The following is a 24075-nucleotide window of genomic DNA, read 5'->3' on the forward strand; positions in this document are numbered from 1 at the left end:
CAGACCATCTTCCATTAACATATCGATAATATGGCTTGGGGTGATAATAATGCGATATTGATGTACTAATCAACTAGTAAATTGGTTATTCATAACAGCAAAAATAAAGCCTTCATTTCGCAGGAGATCTGAGGGCGGCATCCTGCTTCTCTGTCAGATATTGAACCCAGGATTCCGTCTGTTTAGAGGGGACTGCGGCGTGGGCGCGTTTTGCATGTTGTAACGCTTTGGTGATTTGGTTGAGTTTGTCATAAGCCAATGCGCGGGCAAGTTCCAGCCTGTCAGCGGGCGTATCATCACTTACCTTTTCCAGCAAGGACAAGGCCCGCTGATACTGCTGGTGCTGCAGCGCGAGTTGCGCCGCCACCCAATAATATTCAGGGTTGAACGCTGCGGCTCTTGTCCATGCGTCGATCGCTTCGTCCCACTCTTTGGCCTGCTGCCAATAAGATGCCTCTGCTGCCAGGCGCCGGGCATCCGCTGACTGTTCATTGACAGCACGCAATACACGCGCCGCTTTGTGGGGAACACCCTGCTTGCCATACAGTTGGGCGAGGAACATCTTCTCATCTGTGGTTAAGGCAATGCCACTTCGCTCAGCAAGGACAAGCGTGTTGAGCATGCCGGCGTGGTCATTAAGTTTCTGGTAACTGCTGACCAATTGAAGCCACCAGGTTTTGTTGCCCGGATCAAGCATGATCAAGCGTTCAAGCGTCTTCGTCGATGCTTTCCATTGCGTTAACTGAACCTCGGCACCAAGCTTCAGGGATAAGGCAGATACGCTGGCAGGTGACAATTTAAGGTGACGGTTAACCGCATCCAACGCTTTGCCAGCTTGTTTATTCTGGTACTGCGCCTGAGCAATGCGGAACCAGATCTCACCGGCTTCCTTGTCAGTGGTTTGGGTATCAGCAACGAGCGGATAATAGCGGGTAAGGGCTTCTGAATAGCGGGTCTGAATGAGCAAAAGGTCGGCCAGCATACGCTGCGCCGAACGCATTTCTTCCGGGTTTAAAGCGCCGCTTTTCTCAGCCGACATCAGTGCATTGATCGCTTTGAGCGTGTTTCCCTGCTGCCAATAAATCGCGCCCAGCATTCTGTCGGCAAAAGCCCTGTCATAGGACGATCCCGAGTTTAGGCTTTCCAAAATTGCCGCCGCTTCAGCGAGGTTATTCTGCGACTGCAAGTTCATGGCCTTTTGTACCTGTTTGGCCGTCGGCGCTGACAAAGTGGCAGCAGAAAGCGAAGCTGGCAGGATGGCAAGCGACGCCACCAGCACAGATATCAGGCAAAATGTTGAACGCGGCATGCGGCTCATTTTGTGAGATTGAACTCCACTTTTACGGTTTGTTCCGGCTGAGAAACCGCCTTGCCATTGACCAGTTTCGGTGCGTATTTCCAGCGTTTTGCGGCGCGCAGCGCTTCCCGGTCAAAGACCCGTTTGGGTGATGCTTCGAGCACACTCAGATCCATCGGGTTTCCGTTTTCATCAATAGTAAATTGTACGATAACGTAACCTTCTATGCCTCGTTTGAGGGCTTTTGCTGGATAAACAGGTTCCACCCTTACCAAAGGCACAGCGCCCTGATAACCACTTCCCTCGCCGAGCGATGGCGGAGGAACAGCCACGTCAGCGACCTCGCCAAACGAAGGCATGGCGACGGAAAGCCCTTCAACGGCAACATCCATAGAGATATCGGGCAAAGATGCGGTAATGGCAGGGGTTGGCAATGTGGTTGATGGTGTGCTCAGCGCCAGCGACGGCGGAGCTACAGCAACAGGCGGTTTCGGCGGCGCCGCCCGCTCACGGCGGTTGGCTTCGGTTTCCTCCGGCGTCACCAATACATCAAGGGAAACGGGCGAATTGCCTGCCCTGGTTTGGTTGTCAGTGGGCGTCACCAATGCCGCCATTACACTGAACAGGGCAAAGACACACAGCATAGACAGGGGCAACGCAAACAGCCAACGTTTCACTGTTTTGGCTCCGCAGCCAGGGCAATGCGGGAAATACCTGCCCCTTTTGCCGCATCAATCACTTGTACCACAGTGCCACTGTAAGCATGTTTATCCGCCTGAATCACCAAGGCAGCATCAGGCTGTTCGCTGGACAGTCTCGACAGCGTCGCTTCAATGCGTTCAACATCAATCCGTGCCTTGTCGATATAAATGTCGTTGCTATCTGTGATAGCGACATAAATGCTGGTTGCCGCCTGCATACTGGTGTTGCTGGCAGCAGGACGGTTAACGTCCACACCGGACTCACGCACAAAAGAGCTGGTCACGATGAAAAAGATCAGCATGATGAAGACGATATCCAGCATGGAAGTCAGATCAACCTGTGCATCTTCCCGCGGCTTTTGCTGACGTTGGAATCTCATGACACCAACCTCAGCGTGCGAGACAGTGAAAGTTCCTGGCGCTCTGCCAGTTTTTGCAACCGCGCATGGGCAAAAAGTCCTGCCAACGCGATGACCATGCCCGCCAATGTCGGCAGTGTGGCCATGGAAATCCCGTTGGCCATTGCGCGGGCATCGCCTGCGCCGTTGGCTGCCATCAGGTCAAACACTGAGATCATGCCGGTTACCGTACCCAACAATCCAATCATTGGGCATACCGCTACCAGGCCACGGATAACGCGCAAATTCCGGTTCAGCTGTCGGCGGGCGTCAAACAGCCACCCTTCACGGATCGCTTTGGCATACCAGGAAGATTTATCGGCGCGTGATTGCCAGCGCTGCGCTAATCCCGCGCGAAAAGCAGGATACACACCCACCATGTAGAGAAGTCTTTCAACCACCAGCAGCCAACATAGCGCTGCCACTGCGGCCAGAAGCCACAATACCGGGCCACCCTGCGCCATAAAGCTGCTCAGGGATTGCCAGCCGTCTATGGGCAATGCGGGAAAGTCATCGATAAGCTCGGTCATACCGCCTGCCCCACTGGCATAATGTCGTGGTTCATTTCAGCTTGCTCGGCAATCAGGCTCACCCCGGTTTTTTCCAGCATGCCACGCAGAGTGTCAGCCTGTGAGCTCAGCACATTGTGAGCCAGTAGCAGCGGTATAGCAGCCACCAGCCCCATAACAGTCGTGATCAGGGCTGTCGAAATGCCGCCCGCCATAATGGACGGATTGCCATTGCCGTATTCTGTGATCACTTGGAAAGTCTCGATCATCCCTGTGACCGTTCCCAACAAGCCGAGCATCGGTGCCAGTGCAGCCAGAAGTTTCAGCATAGACAAACCCTTCTCGAATCCTTCCTGCTCATCCATCACGGCTTCAAGCAGCCTCAACTCCAGCGTCTCTAGGGCGCGGTCAGGCTCATCGTAATAAACTTTAAGTACGCGCCCCAACGGGTTGTCCGCGGGTTTACGGGGCACTTTAAGTTGGGCATTCATCTGGGCGCGCGCACGGAACATCACCACACCCCGCACCAGTGCAATGGCGATACCCACACAAAGTAATGCGATGATCACGCCGCCCACCAAACCTCCCTGGGCAATGCGTTGCTGCAGTGTCGGTTTATCCGCCAGGCGTTTGATCACCTCACCACGGCTTGGATCCAACGCGATCATTTCACCAGCGTTCAGGGCTTGCACTTGCGGGGGTTTAACTCCATGAACTTGGGGCAAGGTATTGGCCTGCTGGCTGGAGGCGTCCCAGTCCAGATAGCCTTTATCATTGAGCAGCGCAACATTACCGACACGGGTCACTGCCTCGGGTACAATGGCACCGTTGTCATCCCGTACATCCAACGTGATTTGACCGATATGGGCACTGTTGGTCAGTGTTTTCTCCAACCCTTGCGCAAACGACTGCAGTATTGCCAGTGATGGCAACGCACTGGCGTCAGAAATCGTATCAAGAGATGATGCCAGTGGTGTCCCAATCGCAGCAGGTAATCCGGCTTGCTCACTGTTGAGCTCACGCCCAACCTGACGGACGACACCGAAAACTTCGCCCAGACTGCCCGCTTCAAGACGCAAGGTTTCTTCCAGACTTGCCAGTGTTTGCTCATTGTCTGAAAAAGTATCACTCAATGCGTCGGTTTCGGCTTCGAGTGCTAGGCGCTGGGATTTAAGCACTTTCAGTTTTTCTGACAGTTGTTGCTCCGTTTCAGAAAATCTGGATTCACGTGCAGAATTGGTTTTCGCGGATTCTTTTTGCGCCGCAGCCGTTTGCTTAACCAAGTCAGCATTTGCTGCTGGCACCTGAAGAAGAAGCGCAGCTCCGCCCAAGGCAGACACGGCAAGACATTTACGGAGGGATAATCGCATCTTACCCCTCCTTACTGTCGGCTGATACAGCCAATGGCAGGGTTAACATGGACGGCGGAACACGCTCATCGGCGACATCAAAAGCCTGACCCAACATAGTGGTGTCGGCACTGTCCATTTTGACCCACTGTTTTTGTGGCAGATCGTAGTACCAGAACAGATCCCCCTTCAGGCTTTTGGCGACAAGTGCCATACGGCCAAGGTGCAAAACATCGACTTCACGGGAAATGCCATCGAGGGTGAGCTTTTGCTGGAAAACACCCAGTTTGGCACCGTAATCCAGTTCAATCTGATACGCCTCAAGAATACGGCGCAGTTTCTCCGCATCGCTGACATCGGCGCGGGTCATCAGTGTTTTCAGGTCTTCAACCCGTTTTTCCCGGCTTGCTTTGTTCATCGGCAAATCTGTACTCACCCAAAACGACAAATCTTCAATCATGCGGTACATCAGGGGCACGATTCCCTGGCGGGTTTCAGCGATATCCTGAAGTTGTTTTTGCAGTGAAGCCTGCTCTTCATTTTGGCTGGTAATAAGGTTTTGCAGGTGATTGCGGTAAACAGTGAGGTTTTCCACTTCCTGCTCAAGCCGTTCTATTTCTGCCTTCATGGTCTGCGCAGCATCATCGCTGCGATTGATACGCTGTTGGGAGGCCGCATCTGCTTTCACTGTGTTCGCTTCAATGGTGGAAGCTTTGTCCAGACCCGTCGCCGCAGCGGAACAGGCTATCAGGATTAACGAAGCAGCGCTTAAACGCGCAACAAGATTCATCTAGCGGTATCTCTCAACATCGTTCATGTGGCTCGGAAGTATCACCGTTCAAAACGGCACAATTTAAACCCGTGATTCTAATCAATAAGGGCGTCAGTGTCAGAACATTATTGAGTAAAGGCAGTCTGTGAGAACCAAGGCGTCACATCATTGGGAGTGGGCAAAACAAGAGCGTTGTTAATCAGGCTTCGCCTAACGAACGGGTAAACAACAAAAGAATCAATGAGAGGTGGAAAAAGTTGAGCAAAAACAAATCAGAAAAGTAACGCAGTGAGAGCATTTGGTATTAATTAGACCTAGATCTCAAAAAACAACTAATTTAGCAATTTGAAACTATTGCGAAATCACTGCCCAAAAGAGTAGACTTCTGTCTCTAAAAAGATACGCATCTTTTTTCGCCCAATACATTGAAAGATAACATGTCTAATAACAAGCCCCTTTATATCATTGCAGCACTGCTTTTCTTCGCTATGGTTGGTATGACACTAAGTTCATACACTTACTCAAGCAAGATTTACACTATCCAGATTCAGAAACAACACGAGAAGCTGCTTAAAGATCCTGAGGATGCCAAGCTTTCTGATTTGATTGGTCTGGCTGAGATTTGTGAAGACTTCCGCTTCACCAGCACTCTGTCCCTGCACTTGAGCGCACAGGACACGTTCAGCATTCAACGTGCATGTGAAGACATTAAGACACGTCTTCGCCTGAACCAGTTCACTGACCAAAGCCTGTCAATGCGTCGTTGATTGCAGAAAAATTCATGCAAGGGAGCTTCGGCTCCCTTTCTTTTTCGTGCTTTTCATTGATGCAATTGGCCGCCTGTGGCACATTTGCCCCTTGTTATCTTCACACCCCAATATCATGAACCATCAACCGAACAATCCGCTTCATGGCGTTAAACTGGAACAAATCATCAACCAACTGGTTGAGCACTACGGCTGGCAATACCTTGGCAGGGAAATTGCGATCAACTGTTTTCGCAGCGATCCGTCCGTGAAATCAAGCCTCAAGTTCCTGCGCAAAACACCCTGGGCCCGTGAAAAAGTTGAGCAGCTCTATCTCGACACCTTCTGTCAGTCACAGCCTGACGTTGACCCTTGGGCGGCATCGCTTAACAAGCTGAAAAATTAACAGATTCCAGCCTGAGATTGTCGTCCCCTGACGCCTGATGTATGGTAGTGAATACGCACAGGATGGGGACTTTCTATGGATTTGGGCTGGGAATCGCTCACGCTGCTTCTACTCTCACCGCTGTTTCTGCTCTGTATGCTGGCGGAGTACCGTATTCTTCGTGTCCGCGGCGATGCCGACTATTCCTTTAAAGAATTGGTCTGCAACTTCAGCTTGGCCGGCCTACACCAAGGCGCTGACATCATTGCCACCTTGGTACTGATGCCATTTTTTCTCTGGCTCTATCATTTCCGCATCTGGGATATCCCGCTCAGCGCTGCCAGCCTGATTGGTGTGTTCATCCTGCAGGATTTTTTCTACTACTGGTTTCACCGCGCATCACACAATATCCATTGGCTTTGGGCTTCCCATATCGCCCACCACAGCTCCGAGCGGATGAACTTTACCACTGCGTTCCGGCAAAGCCTGACCTACCCTGTCTCCGGCATGTGGCTGTTCTGGACGCCATTAATCTTGATAGGATTTGCCCCTTCACTTGTGCTTGTGGTCGTGGGAGTAAACCTCGGGTTCCAGTTTTTTGTGCATACGCGGGTGATCAATAAGCTGGGCGTGATTGAAAAAGTCTTCAATACGCCATCACACCACCGTGTCCACCATGCAAAAAATCCCCAGTACATTGACCGCAACTTTGCCGGAGTGCTGATTATCTGGGACAAAATGTTCGGCACCTTTGTCGAAGAGCGTGACGATATTGACATCGATTACGGCATCCCTAAACCGATCCAAAGCTGGAACCCGTTTGTAGCCACCTTCCACCAATGGCGAACAATGTTATCCCTGGCGTTTACCAGACAGCCAACACCGCTTAAAACCCGCTTGGCGTACCTGTTTGGCCCACCGGCAATTGCTGACAGTGCAGGGGAAAAAACGTAATAAAAAAGCCGCCCCTCACTGGGGCGGCCTCAGAATACAGCGAAGCGTTATCAGCGGTCTGCGCGATAACAGGTCACATCGACTTCCACTTTCACATCCACCACCAAATCGGCCACCATGCAGATCCGCGCCGGTGGATTGGCAGCAAAGAACTCACTGAACACCTTGTTGAAAGACTGAAAGTAACGCGCATCGGTCAGCACAACTTTGACGTGCACAACGTCTTCGAGACCAAATCCCGCCTCGGTCATGATATCCACGCAGTTTTGGATTGCGAGGCGCGATTGCTCCACAATACCGCCTTCAACCACCTCACCGTCAATCATCGGGGTCTGGCCGGATACATACAAAAATCCGCCCGCTTCTACCGCACGTGCAAATGGTAGATGCTGGCCACCAGTGCCAACGCCGCCTTCCACCCCATATCGCTTAATGGTCATATTCCTTTCTCCACTATTGTTTTCGTTTTATAAATCGTCCTGACCGTTGACCGGTTTGGTTGCCTTCCTGCCATGCCAAAGCACCGTTCACCCAAACGCGTTTGATGCCTGTTGCCGCCTGCTTCGGCGAAGAAAATGTGGCTCTGTCCGAGATGGTTTCGGGGTCGAACAACACCAGGTCGGCGAACGCCCCTTCACGTATTTGTCCCCTGTCTTTAAGTGCAAAACGCTGGGCTGAAAGTCCTGTCATTTTGTGCACTGCCTGCTCGAGTGAAAACAGATTCTGCTCCCGACAGTAATGCCCCAACACCCTTGGAAAGGCTCCCCACAACCTTGGGTGTGGGTGCGGGTCATTGGGCAGGCCGTCAGAACCAATCATGGTGAGTGGATAGCGCAACACATTCTGCACATCCTTTTCATCCATACAGTGGTATACCGCCCCTGCCGGTTGCAACCTCTTTGCCGCTTCCAGCAAGGAAACGTTGAGGGATTTGGCAATATCATCCAGCATTCTTCCTCCCTGCTCCGGCATTGCGTCTGACCAGGTAATGAAGATATCGAATTCATCCGTTACCTGTTTTAAATCCAGGGTGGATGAACTGGCCGCATAGGGGTAACAGTCACAGGCGATATCCTGACCCTTTGCAGCAGAATCCATCAAAGACAGCACCTCTTTTGTGCGCCCCCAGTTTCCGGCTCCGGCACATTTCAGATGGGAGATAACCAAGGGCACGTCTGCATGTCTGGCCGTCGCAAAGGCTTCTTCCATGGCGGTCAGGATGGGTTCAAATTCACTGCGAAGATGGGTGGTGTAAACCGCGTCGAAAGCGGCGAGTTCTTCGGCCAGCGCCTTTACTTCGTCTGTGGTGGCTTCATGGGCGCTGGCATACGCGAGGCCGGAGCTCAAGCCGAGTGCGCCCTGTTCAAGGGCATCGCGGAGGGCGCGGCGCATCAACTGTATTTCGGTCTGCGTCGCTGGTCGGTACAGGTTATCCATCACGTTGTTGCGCAGTGTGGTATGCCCAACCAGCGCTGCCACATTCACCGCAGGCACAGCCTCTCGCACCGCAAGTGTGTACTCAGCAAAACTTGGGTAGTCAAAATCACTTCGTTTACCGAGCAGGTTCATCGGATCCGGCGGATCGCCCTTCAACAATGCACAGGCGGCGCTGATACCGCAGTTGCCCACGATCACCGTCGTGACACCCTGACTGATTTTTGCTTCACAGCTAGGATGTTTGATCACCTGGGTATCGTCATGGGTATGCACATCAATAAAGCCGGGAGCCAGCACAAGCCCCTTTGCGTTTATTGTCTTCCCTGCGTTCAGTGAACCCGGTTTGCCGATGACGGCGATACGGTCACCCTTTACAGCAACGTCTGCCTCGAAGCTGTTTTTACCGGTTCCATCCACCACCGATGCCTGCCGGACAACAAAATCAAACTGCACGTTTCCCCCTGAAACTTTCACTATGACGCGGGTCTAATCCCTGCAGTTTGCGGTAGCCTGAAGTGGCACAACTGCATACCATCGTTTGATACCCAATCGCCGACAAGGATGTTAGGAGAATAAGGAATGGCAGACACAGCGCAACAAGCGACTGAAAACTATCAGGTATCACTTCACGAAAGTTTTCCTGTGGGTACCAAAGGAGTCTGGACAGAGAAAAAGCCAGACGGCCGCTACAGTCTGGTCAACGAAGATATTTCACTGCCCGCCGCGGTGATCCTGAAAGACGCCCTCGACAACAACATTGCCTGGATGCAGCACTTTGCTGACCAACACAAGGCCGCACTCTGCCCACATGGAAAAACATCCATGACACCCGCGCTGTTCAAAGCGCAACTGGAAAAGGGCGCATGGGGACTAACGGTCGCCTCTCCTGCCCAAGCCGAAATTGCCGCCCTGTGTGGTGCCAAGAACATCATTATTGCCAACCAGTTAGTCGGCAAAGCCAACATGGCAGCCATAGCAGCGCTGCAGCAAACATTCCCGGTTACGGTTTATTGCTGCGTCGACAGCGAAGAGAACCTGCAGGCACTTTCTGACTACTTTGCCCAACGTTCCGCGTGCATTCACGTATTGATAGAACTCGGTGTACCACAAGGACGCTGCGGTGAACGGACACCGGAAGATGCCCGCAAACTAGCGGCATTCGCCCATGCCCTGCCGGGAATAGCATTGTCCGGCATCGAGTTTTATGAAGGCGTCATACACGGTGATGATGCGGAAAGAGCAGTGCATGACTTTGTCGAATCCTGCGCGGCGTTTTGCGAACAACTGCTTGATGAGCAATTGATCGACACCGACAAAGCGATCATTACCGGCGCTGGTTCTGCCTGGTATGACGTTGTCTCCGCCATTTTTGCCCGCTATCCCGCGCTTCTGCCGGTGATCCGTCCCGGCTGTTACGTCACCCATGACACCGGCATTTATGAACAATCCCAGCGGGCAGTGATCGACAGACTGGCAAAGCAGCAACGGCGAGGAGATTTCGAAGGGGATTTGCGCAATGCCCTGGAGGTTTGGGCGTACGTCATTTCGACGCCTGAAAAGGGAAAAGCTGTGATCGGGCTTGGAAAACGGGATACTGCCTACGATGCTGGTTTGCCCAAACCAGAGAGAGGATTTCGAAATGGTGAAGCGATTGATGTTGAAGGTATCGTGGCCACAAAAGTCATGGATCAACACATGTTCGTTAATGTTCCGGATGACCTTGATATAAAAGTGGGAGATATCATTGCCTTCTCAGGTTCTCACCCTTGCTTAACCTTTGATAAATGGCGTTTTATCGCCTTGGCGGATAATACATTTATGGTCGAAAACTGGTTATCTACCCAGTTCTGATGCCCACGCATTCGCCCGGAAGCCGGCTGGCAGCCTTACTGACATGTCTATAATTTAATCGAATAAATTATAACCAGAAAGGAAGTCAGCTATGGCAAATGAGGAAAACAAAGGCAAGCAAGGTATCTTCGATATCTACCAAAACGACCCAGAAAACGCGGATAAAAAGGTGTTTGGAAGAGTCAGCTACCCGGATCGCCGCGGCTTTTTGAAAGGCGCTGGACTTGCCACCATGGCAGCAGTGTTAGGAGGCGCTATCCCCTTTCACCGCAATATGCCGGCAGGAATAATCCCGGCTGCATTTGCAGAAGGGCTTGAGGATGTCGTGATCGAAGGAAAGGATGGACTGGTGGTGCTCAACGACCGGCCCATGAATGCTGAAACACCACCACACCTGCTCAATGACGATGTCACCCCCACCCAGCGCCACTTTATCCGCAACAACGGTATTCCCCCGACCGAAGTGAATCCGGAAACCTGGACGCTCACCATCGATGGGCTGGTCGACAAACCTATGACCCTGACCATTGAAGATTTAAAAAAGAACTTCGATGTTGTCGAGCAACAGTTGGTTGTCGAATGTGGCGGGAACGGCCGTGCCTTTTTTGAACCGCCCGCGAAAGGCAACCAGTGGACGTATGGTGCCGTAGCCTGCTCTAACTGGACTGGTGTCCGCCTTGCCGATGTGCTGAAAGCCGCCGGCGTGAAAGATGGCGCTGTATATACGGCACATTATGGCGCCGACAAACACCTTTCAGGCAAAGAAGGAAAGCTGCCGATTTCCCGTGGCCTACCCATTGAAAAAGCCATGGGCAGCGAAAACCTGATCGCCTTTGCGCAAAACGGTCAGCCACTTCACCCAATGAACGGTGCACCGCTTCGCTTGGTTGTGCCCGGCTGGCCGGGTTCCTGTTCGCAAAAATGGCTAAACCGCATTCAGGTTCGTGACCAGGTGCATGATGGGCCGAAAATGACAGGCACCTCGTACCGGGTTCCAAACCGGCCGGTTGCGCCGGGGGAAAAGGTCGATAAAGAAGATTTTGTGATCATCGAGCGTATGCCGGTGAAATCCTTGATCACCTCCCCCCAAACCAACAGCGAAATCACAGGCAAAGAAGTGTTGGTGCGCGGCCATGCCTGGTCTGGGGATCGAAAAGTCAAAAACGTACAGCTCTCCAACGACTTTGGCGCAACCTGGATTGACGCAGAGCTTGAAGAGCCGGCAAACCCGGGCGCATGGCAAACCTTCAATGCCAAGGTGACGTTTCCGCAGCCTGGCTACTATGAGGTGTGGGCAAAAGCCACGGACGATCAGGGTATCAGCCAGCCGTTTGCCATTGCATGGAATCCGAAAGGCTACCTGAACAACAGCTTCCACCGCGTGGCACTGGTCGTGAAGGGGTAAGTGGAATGACAAATAAGAATATGAACGAGCGGGTTATCCCGCTCTTCTTTTCATCGCTTTTCCTGCTCAGCGGCAATGCCGTAGCAGATGAAGCATTAATTGCAGCCGGTGGACAACAAGCGATGGTTTGTAAAGCCTGTCACCAGTTCGAACCTAACGGCGTCACCGTCGTTGGACCTCCCCTTTACGGCATTGCAGAAAGAGAGATCGCGTCCTATCCGGGCTTTAATTACAGCGACGGGCTAAAACAACATAGCGGCAAATGGGATGCAGAAAAACTGGATGTATTCCTTGCCGATCCGGCGAGTTACGCACCCGGCACGAACATGGTATTCCCGGGCGTGGCAGACCCCGGAGCCCGTGCGGCGATCATCGCATGGCTCGCCACCAAAAACCCCACCCCACCAGACTGGACAACAGCCGCCGCCAGTGCGCCCGTTAAATCAGCCGGTGATGGCATCCTGGAACCGGGCGAGAACATGGCGCTCGTTGCGTCCGTCTGCTCGGCCTGCCATTCCTTGCATCTCGTCGCACAGCAAGGATTGAGCCGAGACAGCTGGGAGGAAACCTTAGAATGGATGGTGGATGAACAGGGCATGGATGAACTGGACGAAGCTGATCATGAGGCTGTTGTCACCTACCTTTCCACTTATTACGGCACTGAGTAAAACAGGGACACTGTACCGATGAATCAAGGAGGCGGCGCACAAAAATGCGCCGCTCTCCGTTACCCTTCCCCATCACTCCGGTAAGCTCTAAACAATTTCGCCAATACAGTGACATTATGATTTTGAACCGCTTTTACCCCTGGATTCTTGGCGCGGCATTGGGCGCGTCTCCCGCTGCAGCCACCAATGACCTTGGCAACACACCAGTCATTGGTGCCGTCTACAACAGCAGCCAGTTGGTCTTTTCCAACATTTTCGACTCGATTGAAGTGTCCGCTGCGACCAGCAGGGACATTGCGTTATTCACTGTCGGCGGTGTCACCCTTGATACGCTGATCCTCACATTGCCGCTGGATGCGGAAGTGAAAACCCGGGTGATAGGCCAGCTTTCCAACCCCCGCTATGCTATCCAGCTCGGTCACCTGCTCTACAGTTTTTACGACAAATACACCGGTGAAGTCATCAATGAAGACATCTTCAAGCGGTATCTTCTCGATACCTACAGCACCGGCGAGCTAGCACAATGGCAGCATTCCCTGTTTACGCTGGAACCTGACGCCGAAACCGTTGAAACCCCTTCAGAAACAGAAGAAGACAAACAGGGTAAAAGCCTGCTGAACCGCCAGTTCATTGCAACGCTGGTGACCTTATATGATGCACTTTTCGGCAAGGATAAATGGCTCTACGGCGACGAAATCCCGGATCAATATCCTTATCTGACCGATTCCGCCAATGACAGGGAAACCGTCGCCACCGTGCAGGCGATTCTGGTTTCCATGCTCGATAAATACAGCCAGAGCCTAGAAGAAGGCGACATGAAAGCCGCAGTGATGGCCATCGTGGAAGACGGTAATCCTTCAAACCAAGACAAGCACAACAACAAGGCGGAAGCCATCACCATCAGCCTTGTCGACTTTGTACGCCTGAACGTGCTGAAAGGGTACCGTCAGTTTCTGCTCAACAAGGCGAAAGCCGACGCGCTTGACGACTGGCTGCAAACGCAGTTTTCTGACAACCCCCAGCAATTGCTTGAATACCTGACCCATCAGAACAAACGTCCATTGGGCGTACAGATCACTGTTGATGGCTTACAACAAGGGTTGATGCAAGGATTGGTCAGCCCTACCCCATCTCCGTTTTTACAGCAGGTAAAACGCGATGAGCAGGATGCCGCGAGCATGGCGCCACAAGGATTGCCGGTTTCCAGCCCCAACCACACTCCGAAAAATGATTTCCTGTATGCAGTCGCTAACAAGCCATTGGACGATCCGCGCTACCTGCCTTTTTTCAAGCGTATTTACCAGACAGGTGCCAATGGCATTGTCGAGTACGGCGTTTCCACCACACCTACTATCAGTGTTCGCAATCTGCCTATCATCAAGACCGGAGCAAATGTTGCCGGAGAGGGAGGTACTGGTATTCCCAACTTCCATTTTGTTGACCGCGATGTAGACCGCGCCTATTACTTTTTTGGCAATGATGCCCTGCAACTCGACCCAATTTTTGCCAGTCACGGCGCCAAAACCCAGTTCGAACGTTTGGTTCCCCGCATCACCATGAACTGCAATGCGCAGTATGACTGGTACGCAGAATCCAGCTTTGATGCCCTGCTCAACCTCGGCCTCGGGGAAGCTGTGCGGGACTTTGGCGAACAGCGGTGTTTGAAAGAGCTACGCCATCGGGGCGAGATGGAAACCAAGCTCAGGGAACGGCGCATTGCATTGATTGACGACATCAAGGCGTACCAAGAGATGTCATGGTGGACGCCGGTGACAATGTTTACCAAGCGTCTTGCCATAAAAGATGCCCTGGCAGCGTACGCAGAACAATCCCAAGGCGGGTTACCGGACTTCCTTTTGGCGTATAACCCCTGGCCGGATCATTTCGCCCATTTCACTGGCCCGTTTGCCGATGAAATTATTGCCCCCACCGGTGAACTGAACCGACTGGATTTCTGGCTCAGCCAGATGGAAACCGTTTACCGCAACGCCGGCGTGTACAACCAGACACTCTGGGGCATGGCAGGCGATCACGGCCTTACCCCCATCCACCATATTGTCAGCCCGGAACAGGTCGTTTTTGATGGTATCGAGCAAGATCATGAGCTTGCCATTAACGTCAGGAAAATCTCGTCTGATGAAGGGGAAGGCCCCAAAATCACCCATGCCTTTGACTATCCCAGCAATAAAGACGCGGACATCATTGTCGCCTCCACCGCCGGGGGTAACTATATGATGGATCTGTTCAATTCAGGTCGTGGCTGGCAGGTGCAACCTTTGTATAAAGAGTTGACGGGATGGAAACCCTCTTCTCTCGCCGAAAGTGCGCCGGCGATTGATATTGTCTCGGAGGCTGCCACTCGCTTGGGTGACAGCCTGGACTATCTGGTGGTACGGGAACGTGACTGCGATCTTTCAGCCTGCACTATCCGGCTTGTCAGGGTAAAAGGCGGTGAGCGTGTTGATGAATTTATCGAGCGGCAAGGCAACAAAGTCCGCTATTACGGCGAACAGGAAGGCAGGCCACAGCTTCTCGATATCGAAAGGCCGAACCCTTACGCCGCAGCGCTTTCCCCTGACCAGGAAGCTGAAAAGCAGCAGCTGATCAGCCAGTGTATCGACAAGGCACAGGAAGATGATGTTTCAAGCTGGTGTGATTCAACGGCATGGCAACAGCTAACTCGGCTGACGCCGCGCCCTGACAGCGTCAATCAACTTGCCCACCTGTATGACGAAAGCCGCGCCGGAACCATCAACCTGTTTCCGGCACAGGGCGTGGGCTACAACACCAAAGTCCCCGGACGTCATGCCGGTGAACACTTTCATGAAAAGGATGCCTTCCTTGGCTTCTGGGGAGCACCGGTTTCAGCCAACACCCGGGTTGGGACGGCCATTAACGGATCGCTCGCACCCACAATCTATGAGTACCTCACTGGCATGCCGGTCGAGGTGGGTAAAGACAGTTGGGGCTTCCCGTCTTTATTGAATGAACTGACTGCCCACGAGTAACCCCGCTCCCTTCACGCGGCCTTTTGGTTTCCGAAGGCCGCGGCACCCAACCGTCACTTCCTTGTTACACGCAATATCTACTTTTATCCCCTACACTTTCAGTCTTGCAGTGAGACAGACAGGTCGTATCGTCATGGCGCAATCCCTGCCTTTTTTCCAGTTAGGTGTCGACGCAACAGAACGCTACCCAGCGCAGTTTATTTCCGATTGGCGGGCTCTGCCTGAGACGCCCGGTATCGTGGTCATTACTGACAGCGCAGAGCAGGATGCCCTGCTGGAAGCCATGCACCGCAGCCAGCGTTTCTGGCAATGGCGCATCTATGTCTCGCAACCCTCTGCACTTTCCGCCGCATTGAGTGACGGGGCGCATATCCCGGACAATCTTGAATCAGTATGGCAGGATCACCGTCAGTATCTCGCGGCAATAAAAAATGGGGAAAGTGAGCCATTGCTCGCCTGGCTATGGCTGGATGATGAGAGGGAGTTGCAGCCTGTCCGTGATGCCAGCTCCCGCGGGATATACCGCTACCCATTGCTAGAAGCATACAACGAAGAGCGGGCTACGCCCTATCATGCCCTCCTGCAGCTGACCCAACGCGGTTACCTTGTTCAGGGAGAACTGGTGGATAAGGTGCGTTTTTGCCCCAGCTGCCAAAGCGGACACCTCAACTATGTCGAAACCTGCCCTCACTGCAAGGGCCTGGATATTCGCCACGAGCATTCTCTGCACTGCTTCACCTGTGGACATGTCGCGGATCAGGAAGCGTTCACCCGGAGTGGAAAACTGGTTTGCCCGAATTGCCTGACCCAGCTTCGCCATATTGGCGTCGATTATGACCGTCCACTGGAAACTTACGTTTGCCAGAGCTGCAAGCACAGATTCAGCGAAGCCCAGACCAAAGCCCGCTGCCTCTCCTGTGATACTTTTTCTGCACCCAATACGCTGATTGCCCGTCAAATCTACCGCTTTGATACGGGCATGCAGACCGCTTCCCTATTGCGAAATGGACAGACATTCCAGATACCTGCGTTGTCGCTCAACCATTTGGTCGATGCCCCTTTTTTACTTAGCCTGCTTCCCTGGATCAACAAGCTCGCACGGCGACACCAACAGCAGCACCTGATACTCGCTCTCCACCTTCCCGGCCTGGAAAACTACGGACAAAAGCACGGCGAACTTAAAACCCTTTCCCTGACCGAGCATCTCTCAGAGCGCTTGAACGGCTTGCTGCGCGATACCGATCTTTGCTGCCAATACACGCTGGATACCCTGTTACTTTTAATGCCCCAAACACCCCAGGCCGCTCTTGGCCGCTTACAGGAGAAAATCACAGAATTGGCATCACTTATCGAAGTGGATGACTTTACCCTGCAGGTTTACGCATGGACGCTACCCGATGAATTGATGACAGACGATGCCGCCAACTGGCTGGTTATGAAAATGAGCGGGCAGGTGGATGACTGAAACCCTGTATTTCCTGCGCGGCATATTCGCTGCACTGTCTGAAGACAGCGCACTCTGGCTGACCTTGATGCCAATGCTGATAGCCGTGGAGTTGCCGCTGTATCTTCTTGTTATGACAGGCGTTTTCCGCTGGACAGCTCATCAGGATGTATCCGGCGACCAAAGACAGACAACGCCCGGCATCAGCGTGATCATTACCTGTTATGGCGAAGGTGACGCCATTGCCATCACTATCGATACCCTGGTCGAACAACTTTATGGCGGCGAAATAGAGATCCTGCCTGTTATTGATGGCGCGGTGCAAAACCAACATACCTATGTCGCTGCCCTCGCCGCCAAGAGAAAATACGCCGGGGTAAAAAACCGCCCCGTGCGGCTGGTGCCAAAGTGGCAGCGGGGTGGCCGCGTCAGCACCCTGAATGCAGGGCTTTCTGAAGCCTCCCATTCAATTGTCATTAATGTCGACGGTGACACCTCTTTCGACAACGACATGGTACGAACCATTGTCAATATGCTGCAGCAACCCAAATACCTTGCCTGTGGCGGCGCCTTGCGGGTACGAAACTGGCGGCAAAATCTGCTGACACGGATGCAGGCGCTTGAATATATGCTTTCGATGCAAATGGGTAAAACGGGCATGGCGACCTGGGGCGTACTTAACAATATCTCCGGTGCCTTCGGCGCGTTTCACCGCGACATTCTCGAACGTGCGGGAGGCTGGGATACCCACACGGCCGAAGACCTCGACCTCACCATGCGCCTGAAGCAATACAAGACCCGCTATCCTGACAAATCGCTCGGGTTTGCTACCCATGCGATTGGGCATACCGACGTGCCGGACACCGTCAAAGGGCTTGTGATGCAAAGACTGCGATGGGATGGGGATTTGTTGTTCCTCTTCCTGCGTAAACACCGGCAGGGTCTGACACCCAAACTGCTTGGCTGGGGAAACTTCCTGTTTGTCTTTGTCTATGGCGTATTGCAAAACGTCCTCTTGCCCCTGCTGGTACTGGGTTTTACGGTATGGCTTGTGGTGGTCTATCCTCCCACGGTTGTCATCGCACTGATGACAGCACTGTACCTGACCTATCTGGGACTCTTGCTGTTGTCATTTGTGGCCTACACCGGCTTTATTTCTGAACGTCCGCGTACAGATATCTCAATGGCTGTCTGGCTTCCCCTGTATCCGGTCTATCTTTTTCTTATGCGTATGGTGACTGCTTTTTCAATGGTCAATGAAGTATTGCGCCGCAGTCATGAAGAGTCATCAATGGCTCCCTGGTGGGTGCTGAAGCGAGGGAAGCGGTTCTAATCATGAAAGTGGAATTTCATCTTGATAAGAAGCAGGCCCCCACAACGGAAAAAGGGATGAAAGTCACCTACGGACACGCCAAGCGTGGCGGCTACAAGCTCCGTTGGTATCTGCTTCTGGCCATTGTGCTCAGCCCTTTACTGGTCATGGCCTATTTCTTTGCCAAAGATGCTGTGCTTATCACCGCGCCTGGCATCGTGTCCGTCAATCCTGTCACCCTGACCAGCCCTCAGGAAGCTGTGGTAGCAGAAATCACGGTGAAAAATGGCGACAGTGTGAAAAACCAGACCCTGCTGGTGTCACTGTGGGATCCGGTGCTGGCGAAGGATATAGAATCGTTGCAGCAACAAATTGTCGAAATGGATGAAACCCTGAGAAACCGCCCTGACGACAGCTTTACTCTCTACGAAAGCGCGGTAAGCGATGCAAAAAGTAACCTCGCTGAAATGGAGCGAGTTCTTGCCCGTTACCGCAAGTTCAGCGAACAGGGTCAGGTTTCACAAATCGATATGGCGTCAGCATTTCAGATGTATAACGCTGCCCAGCTATCACTGGCAAGCGCGGAAATCACCCTCAAAAAAGCCAAAGCAGATGCTTTGCAGGAGAGGCTGGCAGGACCAGTGGCACAGGCCAGACGCGAGATGATCCTGAACCTGGACAATATGCACGCGAAAATGCAGCAACTCAGTATCGAAAGCCCTTATAGCGGTTCAGTTTTAAATATTTTTGTTCAGACAGGCGAGAGGGTCGCAGCAGGTGCACCTGTTGTCATGGTGTCTCCCAACAGTGAGCCCAAAATCATCGCTTATTTGAGCGCAAAGTACATTGATAGCGCACAGACTGGCAGCAAAGCTAAGGTAATTTTTCCGAACGGTGAGCGACTGGATGCCACGGTATCTGAACCCACTGAAATTGCCAGCAAGCTCCCGCCCCAGCTTGCTAAGCCATTCGAGGGCAGCCCGGCATTGCTCCGCGTGACATTGACCTTGAACAAAGAGATCCCAACCCAGGAATGGGCGGAAGGGATGCCCGTTGAAGTCCATTTCTGAACTTTCTTCCTGCCTAATAAAATCCACAGCAGAAAAAGAGATCTGTTTGTGACTCTCATTGCTACTACACCAATTCCAGTGACACCCAGTACGATTTGCTAGTCTTTAAAGGCACGGTGCTGTCATGTCCAGACAGACAAAATGCTGGGCAGCAGGCACTCTGGCATTTTCTTTGGTATTCAAAAGTTAGCGTAATAAGGAAGCGATCATGAGAGTGTACCTCCAACTGTTGACCCTGGTATTCGCGCTTTTCAGTCTGCCTTCAATGGCGCAAGAAGGTATGGTGCAGGTGCAGAGCCAATACGATGTACCCACCACCACAGATCGGCTGCTCGCCGCTATCCGCGCCAAAGGGCTTAAAGTCATTGGACGCATTAACCACGCACAAGCAGCCGAAGACGCGGGGCTGAAACTGCGGCCTACCGAGTTGGTGATTTTTGGGAATCCGAAAGTGGGTACACCTTTTATGGCCTGTAGCCAGAGTGCGGGTATCGATTTGCCGCAGAAGGCGCTGATTTGGGAGGCGGAAGATGGCAAGGTATGGCTGGGGTACAACAAACCTGCCTACATACTGGAACGCCATCAACTGGATGGCTGTGGGCTTTCCGTAGAGAAAGTGAATAAAGCGCTGGTCACTCTCGCCAAACTCGCTACCCAGCCTTCGCCACAATAATCCGATAAGGTTTGGAGAAGCAACGGGAAGCCTGATTGACTTTGATTTTACAAAATAGAAAAGCCCCGCAAGCTTTCACTTGCGGGGCTTTTTAAGCTAAAGAGTCGTTAAGAATTACTTCTTAGCGTCTTTCTCTTTTTGCTCTGCGATTACTTTGTCAGCTACGTTAGTAGGACATGGTGCGTAGTGTGAGAACTCCATAGAGAACTGACCACGACCAGAAGTCATAGTACGCAGGGTACCGATGTAACCGAACATTTCTGACAGAGGTACGTCACCCTTGATGCGAACACCAGTGGTACCAGCTTGCTGGTCTTTGATCATACCACGACGACGGTTCAGGTCACCGATTACGTCACCAACGTGATCTTCTGGAGTGAACACGTCAACCTTCATGATTGGTTCCAGCAGTTGTGGACCAGCCTTAGGCATAGATTGACGGAACGCACCTTTCGCTGCGATTTCGAACGCGATTGCTGATGAGTCAACTGCGTGGAAGCCACCGTCGAACAGCTCAACTTCAACGTCCAGTACTGGGAAGCCAGCCATTGGACCAGTTTCCATCATAGACTTGAAGCCTTTCTCGATTGCTGGCCAGAATTCCTTAGGAACGTTACCACCAACAACGGTAGAAGAGAACTTGAAGCCTGAACCCACTTCGCCTGGCTTGATGCGGTAGTCGATCTTACCGAACTGACCTGAACCACCAGACTGTTTCTTGTGAGTGTAGCTGTCTTCAACTGGCTTGGTGATGGTTTCACGGTAAGCAACCTGTGGAGCACCAACAGTCAGTTCAACACCGTGAGTACGCTTCAGGATGTCAACTTTGATATCCAGGTGAAGCTCACCCATACCTTTCAGGATGGTGTCGCCAGTTTCTTCGTCAGTTTCAACTTGGAATGATGGATCTTCTGCAACCATCTTACCCAGTGCAACACCCAGTTTCTCAGAAGCGCCTTTGTCCTTAGGAGTAACAGCGATAGAGATTACTGGAGTTGGGAAGATCATTGGTTCCAGAGTACATTCGTGCTTAACATCACACAGAGTGTGACCAGTTTGAACGTTCTTCATACCAACAACCGCGATGATGTCACCAGCTTGTGCTGAATCCAGCTCGTTACGGTCGTTTGCGTGCATCTCAACCATACGGCCGATACGCTCAGTTTTACCCGTTGCGCTGTTCAGTACAGTGTCACCCTTCTTCAGTTTACCTGAGTAGATACGGATGAAGGTCAGTGCACCGAAACGGTCGTCCATGATTTTGAACGCCAGAGCGCGGAAAGGCTCATCTACAGATACAGTTGCTACTGCGCCAGTTGGCTCACCAGTTTCTGGATCAGTCAGTTCTTGTGGGTCAACTTCAGTTGGAGAAGGCAGGTAATCTACAACTGCGTCTAGCAGAAGTTGCATACCTTTGTTCTTGAATGCAGAACCACAGTAAGTTGGGAAGAACGCCAGATCACGGGTACCTTTACGGATACAACGCTTGATGTCTTCGATAGAAGGCTCTTCGCCGTCCATGTAAGCCATCATCAGGTCGTCGTCTTGCTCAACTGCAGACTCGATCATCATTTCACGATATTCTTCAACATCGTCAACCATGTCTGCTGGGATTTCTTTGATTTCGAAGTTTTCTGGCAGACCTGAGTCGTCCCAGAAGAACGCTTGGCGAGTCAGAACGTCAACCACACCTACAAACTCGTCTTCGCGGCCGATTGGCAGAGTCATAACCAGTGGGTTTGCGCCCAGAACTTTCTTAACTTGCTCTACTACGCGGAAGAAATCTGCACCCATACGGTCCAGTTTGTTTACGAAGATCAGACGAGATACTTCTGAATCGTTCGCGTAACGCCAGTTAGTTTCTGACTGAGGCTCAACGCCGCCTGAACCACAGAATACACCGATACCGCCGTCCAGTACTTTCAGAGAACGGTATACTTCAACTGTGAAGTCAACGTGTCCCGGGGTGTCGATTACGTTGAAACGATGATCCTTCCAGAAACAGGTAGTTGCTGCTGACTGGATGGTGATACCACGCTCAGCTTCCTGATCCATGAAGTCCATAGTTGATTCACCATCGTGAACCTCACCGGTGCGGTGGATCTTACCGGTCAGCTTCAGGATACGCTCGGTGGTAGTGGTCTTACCCGCGTCAACGTGCGCGAAAATACCAATGTTTCTGTATTTATTTAGATCTGTCATTGTTCGTCTCTATAAACAATTACTGGCTTATATCAGGGCGGGGAGTATAGCAGGCGTTGTCGCGTAAAGAAACATGTAGAGCGCAGTGATAGACGATAAGTTGTCACGAGCGCATTTCCAGACACTATTCTGCGTATTTTGGCAGCTATTTCCGTACGCTACGGGGCCATTTCCTCTCCGGGAGACCCGTTTTCCCACCCAACCATTGTTACCTTGCCTAGTTTCGGATTACAGCGTAGACCCGAATTGCGCGATACCCAAACCCAGAATCAGCGCTTTTCTCTTCTTCTTAATGGCGAGTCATGACTTTTGTCGTTTGTGATTGAGGAGTTGGAGACAAAGCGATTTTTTTTCAACCAAACACACCATTATTCAGCCTGCAATCCCTCTCAACTTCGCAAATCAGAGAAACAATACTCAGAGTCAGGAAGTTTCCTCTTTATAGTGCGCAGCAATTTTTACACGTTCCCTCAATCGGAGCTTCTATGTCTACTTCGCGGATCTCTTCGCTCGAACTGGGGCGTTTGCTGGCTATTTTTGCCGTCGTGACGATTCACGCCGGCCCCCTTCGCGGCGAACTCTACAGTGAAAATATCAACACCCTGTCGGATGTGATTAACCAAGTGTGCCGTTTTGCCGTGCCTTTCTTTTTTGTCCTGACCGGCTTTTTTGTCCAACCCAAACTGACACAAGCGCCGAAAGAAACCTTTCTAGGCTATGCCAATCCCCTGATGGTGATTTGGTTGGCTTGGAGTGCTATCTATCTCGCCCTGCCATTCCGATTCGACCTTGTTTTCACTGAGGGTTACTTGGCAGAGCGTTCCGGTTATTGGGATTACCTGCTGCAGACTCCGTTAAATACTCTGTTTGAAGGTGGCTTGGTGCACCTTTGGTATATTCCCGGTTTGCTCTGCGCGCTTGGCATCTTGGCGCTACTGATCGGTAAAGGTCAGCAAAGCCTTATTGTTCCCTTGGCGCTTGGACTTTATGTATGGGGATTGGGGGCAGGAAGCTACCAACCGGTCATGGAAGGAACGGCGCCTATCTTTACCCGCAACGGCCCGTTTTTCAGCTTGTTGATGGTAACCGCCGGTTTTGAACTGCGCCGTCGCAACATTACTTTTTCCAACAGCATGTCGTGGATGATGTTTGTCGGAGGCACGGTGCTTATCCTCGCAGAAGGCACTCTCCTTGGCCGTTATGACATCTGGATGGCAAACCACGACTTTTTGCTCGGCACGCCACTGATTGCCATTGGCCTGTTCTCTTTGCTGAAAAACCATCCGCAGTTGGGGAATAAACCTTTGGTGCATGCACTCAGCAAACGGGTACTCGGCGTTTATGTTGCACACTTCGTCCCGTTGATCATCCTGTTTAACCTCTTCGGTATTTACGGCATTGAGGGTTTGACGAAAGATCTCCTGGTCGCGCCACTCACGCTGCTACTTTCATTTGCGCTGGTATTTGGGTTGGAAAAACTGCCATTCACGCGGTTTCTGGTGCAGTTTGAAAAATCGTCCCCGCGGAGAGTGGGAGAGAAACTGGAAAGCTGATTTGGAAAACTAATGATGAGAAAGCCCGGTTGCCCGGGCTTTTTTAATGGTGGGTGTCGATTGTCTTCTCAGAGACTAATGCATCGATTTTTTGCAAAAAACTGTCTCGTATGTGGAGTTGATCGTATTTGATGTTATAGGTGTTGTGAAAGCCAATATGCACTTCCACCCCAATCCCGCGCAAAAACACGTTGTAACCGTCATAATCCGACACGGCTTCCACGCCTTGGTAGATTTTCCCCAACTCAGTCTCTGTCCCTTTTTGCATCACCACTTCATAGGCGGCGAGCAACTTGGTGGGATCCAGTTCGTTTTTCATCATTCCCTCCTCGGAGAACGGC

Annotated in this window: 22 protein-coding genes; 12 read left to right on the forward strand and 10 right to left on the reverse strand. The window is 52.0% G+C overall.

Annotated features, from left to right (window positions below; translation table 11 throughout):
* Window positions 1-112: 112 nt before the first annotated feature.
* The 6 genes from KU854_RS09505 to KU854_RS09530 are packed head-to-tail and all read right to left on the reverse strand — an operon-like array spanning window position 113 to window position 5044.
* On the reverse strand, window positions 113-1309 hold the full coding sequence (locus KU854_RS09505; protein WP_218358265.1) for a tetratricopeptide repeat protein: 1197 nt from the start codon (window positions 1307-1309) through the stop codon (window positions 113-115).
* 5 nt (window positions 1310-1314) lie between these two features.
* A complete protein-coding gene (locus KU854_RS09510) occupies window positions 1315-1974 on the reverse strand; it encodes an energy transducer TonB (protein ID WP_336245242.1) in 660 nt (219 codons plus the stop codon).
* A complete protein-coding gene (locus tag KU854_RS09515; RefSeq protein ID WP_218358267.1) occupies window positions 1971-2378 on the reverse strand; it encodes an ExbD/TolR family protein in 408 nt (135 codons plus the stop codon). Before KU854_RS09515 ends, KU854_RS09510 begins: the two co-directional genes overlap by 4 nt.
* Window positions 2375-2926 (reverse strand): MotA/TolQ/ExbB proton channel family protein, encoded by a 552-nt coding sequence (locus tag KU854_RS09520; protein ID WP_218358269.1) that lies wholly within the window; start codon window positions 2924-2926, stop codon window positions 2375-2377. Before KU854_RS09520 ends, KU854_RS09515 begins: the two co-directional genes overlap by 4 nt.
* A complete protein-coding gene (locus KU854_RS09525; protein WP_218358271.1) occupies window positions 2923-4275 on the reverse strand; it encodes a MotA/TolQ/ExbB proton channel family protein in 1353 nt (450 codons plus the stop codon). Before KU854_RS09525 ends, KU854_RS09520 begins: the two co-directional genes overlap by 4 nt.
* A gap of 1 nt (window position 4276) precedes the next feature.
* The gene (locus tag KU854_RS09530) at window positions 4277-5044 is read right to left on the reverse strand and encodes a DUF3450 domain-containing protein (protein ID WP_218358272.1); all 768 of its coding nucleotides are present in this window, start codon (window positions 5042-5044) and stop codon (window positions 4277-4279) included.
* Window positions 5045-5463: 419 nt separating this feature from the next.
* Between KU854_RS09530 and KU854_RS09535 the strand changes: the two genes are divergently transcribed.
* The 3 genes from KU854_RS09535 (at window position 5464) to KU854_RS09545 (ending at window position 7111) form a co-directional block, all read left to right on the forward strand.
* The gene (locus KU854_RS09535; RefSeq protein ID WP_255555494.1) at window positions 5464-5793 is read left to right on the forward strand and encodes a hypothetical protein; all 330 of its coding nucleotides are present in this window, start codon (window positions 5464-5466) and stop codon (window positions 5791-5793) included.
* A 91-nt stretch (window positions 5794-5884) separates the two neighbouring features.
* A complete protein-coding gene (locus KU854_RS09540) occupies window positions 5885-6178 on the forward strand; it encodes a VF530 family protein (RefSeq protein ID WP_255555495.1) in 294 nt (97 codons plus the stop codon).
* Between the two features lie 75 nt (window positions 6179-6253).
* Entirely contained in the window at window positions 6254-7111 is an 858-nt protein-coding gene (locus KU854_RS09545) for a sterol desaturase family protein (RefSeq protein ID WP_218358273.1), read from the forward strand.
* A gap of 50 nt (window positions 7112-7161) precedes the next feature.
* Here the strand turns inward: KU854_RS09545 and KU854_RS09550 are convergent, their stop codons facing one another.
* Together KU854_RS09550 and KU854_RS09555 are read right to left on the reverse strand one after the other, a co-directional pair.
* Complete coding sequence (locus KU854_RS09550; protein ID WP_218358274.1) at window positions 7162-7551, reverse strand: RidA family protein; 390 nt, start codon at window positions 7549-7551, stop codon at window positions 7162-7164.
* Window positions 7552-7564: 13 nt separating this feature from the next.
* Window positions 7565-9001: an N-acyl-D-amino-acid deacylase family protein gene (locus KU854_RS09555; RefSeq protein ID WP_218358275.1), complete on the reverse strand. Its 1437-nt coding sequence runs from the start codon at window positions 8999-9001 to the stop codon at window positions 7565-7567.
* 126 nt (window positions 9002-9127) lie between these two features.
* On the opposite strand from KU854_RS09555, the gene KU854_RS09560 reads away from it, so the two are divergent.
* From KU854_RS09560 to KU854_RS09595, 8 genes are all read left to right on the forward strand, one after another.
* Window positions 9128-10399, forward strand: a complete 1272-nt coding sequence (locus tag KU854_RS09560; RefSeq protein WP_218358276.1) for an amino acid deaminase — start codon at window positions 9128-9130, stop codon at window positions 10397-10399.
* 91 nt (window positions 10400-10490) lie between these two features.
* Entirely contained in the window at window positions 10491-11804 is a 1314-nt protein-coding gene (locus tag KU854_RS09565) for a molybdopterin-dependent oxidoreductase (RefSeq protein ID WP_218358277.1), read from the forward strand.
* A gap of 5 nt (window positions 11805-11809) precedes the next feature.
* Entirely contained in the window at window positions 11810-12472 is a 663-nt protein-coding gene (locus KU854_RS09570) for a c-type cytochrome (protein ID WP_218358278.1), read from the forward strand.
* Window positions 12473-12735: 263 nt separating this feature from the next.
* Window positions 12736-15480 carry an alkaline phosphatase family protein gene (locus KU854_RS09575; protein WP_218358461.1) on the forward strand — a complete coding sequence of 915 codons (2745 nt, stop codon included), beginning with the start codon at window positions 12736-12738 and terminating at the stop codon, window positions 15478-15480.
* Between the two features lie 133 nt (window positions 15481-15613).
* The gene (locus KU854_RS09580; RefSeq protein WP_255555497.1) at window positions 15614-16945 is read left to right on the forward strand and encodes a TackOD1 domain-containing metal-binding protein; all 1332 of its coding nucleotides are present in this window, start codon (window positions 15614-15616) and stop codon (window positions 16943-16945) included.
* Window positions 16938-18257, forward strand: a complete 1320-nt coding sequence (locus KU854_RS09585) for a glycosyltransferase family 2 protein (protein WP_218358279.1) — start codon at window positions 16938-16940, stop codon at window positions 18255-18257. The genes KU854_RS09580 and KU854_RS09585 overlap by 8 nt, the downstream gene beginning before the upstream one ends.
* Before the next feature lie 56 nt (window positions 18258-18313).
* Entirely contained in the window at window positions 18314-19306 is a 993-nt protein-coding gene (locus KU854_RS09590) for an HlyD family secretion protein (protein ID WP_218358280.1), read from the forward strand.
* Window positions 19307-19514: 208 nt separating this feature from the next.
* On the forward strand, window positions 19515-19979 hold the full coding sequence (locus KU854_RS09595) for a DUF302 domain-containing protein (protein ID WP_218358281.1): 465 nt from the start codon (window positions 19515-19517) through the stop codon (window positions 19977-19979).
* Between the two features lie 114 nt (window positions 19980-20093).
* Here the strand turns inward: KU854_RS09595 and fusA are convergent, their stop codons facing one another.
* Window positions 20094-22181, reverse strand: coding sequence for an elongation factor G (gene fusA, locus KU854_RS09600; RefSeq protein WP_218358282.1), 2088 nt, complete (start codon window positions 22179-22181; stop codon window positions 20094-20096).
* Between the two features lie 485 nt (window positions 22182-22666).
* Here fusA and KU854_RS09605 point away from each other — a divergent pair, with 485 nt between their 5' ends.
* Window positions 22667-23734 carry an acyltransferase gene (locus KU854_RS09605; RefSeq protein ID WP_218358283.1) on the forward strand — a complete coding sequence of 356 codons (1068 nt, stop codon included), beginning with the start codon at window positions 22667-22669 and terminating at the stop codon, window positions 23732-23734.
* A 43-nt stretch (window positions 23735-23777) separates the two neighbouring features.
* Here the strand turns inward: KU854_RS09605 and KU854_RS09610 are convergent, their stop codons facing one another.
* Entirely contained in the window at window positions 23778-24053 is a 276-nt protein-coding gene (locus KU854_RS09610) for a DUF3081 family protein (protein WP_218358284.1), read from the reverse strand.
* Window positions 24054-24075: the final 22 nt, after the last annotated feature.

The organism is Enterovibrio paralichthyis (genome assembly GCF_019209835.1).
Lineage (GTDB): Bacteria > Pseudomonadota > Gammaproteobacteria > Enterobacterales > Vibrionaceae > Enterovibrio > Enterovibrio paralichthyis.

Excerpts from the sequence above, each read along its gene's own strand:
- KU854_RS09610 (WP_218358284.1), bottom strand. The coding sequence starts at position 24,053 with ATGAAAAACGAACTGGATCCCACCAAGTTGCTCGCCGCCTATGAAGTG.
- KU854_RS09525 (WP_218358271.1), bottom strand. The coding sequence starts at position 4,275 with ATGCGATTATCCCTCCGTAAATGTCTTGCCGTGTCTGCCTTGGGCGGA.
- KU854_RS09585 (WP_218358279.1), top strand. The coding sequence starts at position 16,938 with ATGACTGAAACCCTGTATTTCCTGCGCGGCATATTCGCTGCACTGTCT.
- fusA (WP_218358282.1), bottom strand. The coding sequence starts at position 22,181 with ATGACAGATCTAAATAAATACAGAAACATTGGTATTTTCGCGCACGTT.
- KU854_RS09595 (WP_218358281.1), top strand. The coding sequence starts at position 19,515 with ATGAGAGTGTACCTCCAACTGTTGACCCTGGTATTCGCGCTTTTCAGT.
- KU854_RS09565 (WP_218358277.1), top strand. The coding sequence starts at position 10,491 with ATGGCAAATGAGGAAAACAAAGGCAAGCAAGGTATCTTCGATATCTAC.
- KU854_RS09505 (WP_218358265.1), bottom strand. The coding sequence starts at position 1,309 with ATGCCGCGTTCAACATTTTGCCTGATATCTGTGCTGGTGGCGTCGCTT.
- KU854_RS09550 (WP_218358274.1), bottom strand. The coding sequence starts at position 7,551 with ATGACCATTAAGCGATATGGGGTGGAAGGCGGCGTTGGCACTGGTGGC.
- KU854_RS09535 (WP_255555494.1), top strand. The coding sequence starts at position 5,464 with ATGTCTAATAACAAGCCCCTTTATATCATTGCAGCACTGCTTTTCTTC.
- KU854_RS09520 (WP_218358269.1), bottom strand. The coding sequence starts at position 2,926 with ATGACCGAGCTTATCGATGACTTTCCCGCATTGCCCATAGACGGCTGG.
- KU854_RS09530 (WP_218358272.1), bottom strand. The coding sequence starts at position 5,044 with ATGAATCTTGTTGCGCGTTTAAGCGCTGCTTCGTTAATCCTGATAGCC.
- KU854_RS09515 (WP_218358267.1), bottom strand. The coding sequence starts at position 2,378 with ATGAGATTCCAACGTCAGCAAAAGCCGCGGGAAGATGCACAGGTTGAT.
- KU854_RS09580 (WP_255555497.1), top strand. The coding sequence starts at position 15,614 with ATGGCGCAATCCCTGCCTTTTTTCCAGTTAGGTGTCGACGCAACAGAA.
- KU854_RS09590 (WP_218358280.1), top strand. The coding sequence starts at position 18,314 with ATGAAAGTCACCTACGGACACGCCAAGCGTGGCGGCTACAAGCTCCGT.
- KU854_RS09545 (WP_218358273.1), top strand. The coding sequence starts at position 6,254 with ATGGATTTGGGCTGGGAATCGCTCACGCTGCTTCTACTCTCACCGCTG.
- KU854_RS09605 (WP_218358283.1), top strand. The coding sequence starts at position 22,667 with ATGTCTACTTCGCGGATCTCTTCGCTCGAACTGGGGCGTTTGCTGGCT.
- KU854_RS09560 (WP_218358276.1), top strand. The coding sequence starts at position 9,128 with ATGGCAGACACAGCGCAACAAGCGACTGAAAACTATCAGGTATCACTT.
- KU854_RS09570 (WP_218358278.1), top strand. The coding sequence starts at position 11,810 with ATGACAAATAAGAATATGAACGAGCGGGTTATCCCGCTCTTCTTTTCA.